The 485-nt window shown below is 28.7% G+C and carries 1 protein-coding gene; it reads left to right on the forward strand.

Annotation, left to right across the window (positions count from 1 at the left end; all coding sequences use genetic code 11):
* Positions 1 to 142: 142 nt before the first annotated feature.
* Positions 143 to 439 (forward strand): hypothetical protein, encoded by a 297-nt coding sequence (locus CN692_RS19275; RefSeq protein ID WP_098120748.1) that lies wholly within the window; start codon positions 143 to 145, stop codon positions 437 to 439.
* Positions 440 to 485: the final 46 nt, after the last annotated feature.

Consider the following 485-nt stretch of genomic DNA (forward strand, 5'->3'; position numbering starts at 1 on the left):
ATTCTACTCGACTAGTTGAAGATCACAAACTGCTTAATTGCAGTTTTTTTTATTGAAGTAAATGGCAGTTTAGTTCAATAAGGAATGATATAATTAGTTTAATTGTAGTACAGTAAAAACCATAAAAGAAAGGACAAAGTATATGAGAACTTTAGAGTATGATTTATTCCCAGAAGCATATGGTTCAAAAAATAAATTTGTTACTAAAGAAGGCACCATTACAGATTTAATAATTGATACAGGTATGCTTTTAAGTTCAGATTATGACAAGGTAATCCCTTCATTAAAAACACTTAACCAATTATTTTTAAACGGTTTTTATCCTCGTTCTGGAGAGTGGGTTCCATTCGAGATAGACGAAGAAGAATACGAAGAATTAATTAAAGATTTAACTTCAATTCCGTCACCAAGACCATACAGAACTAAAGAAAATACATAATATTTTTATATATTAGAAAAACTCTTATGTAACTAAACCAGCTAAT

Origin of the sequence: Bacillus sp. AFS002410 (assembly GCF_002556365.1) — a bacterium.
Classification (GTDB): domain Bacteria; phylum Bacillota; class Bacilli; order Bacillales; family Bacillaceae_G; genus Gottfriedia.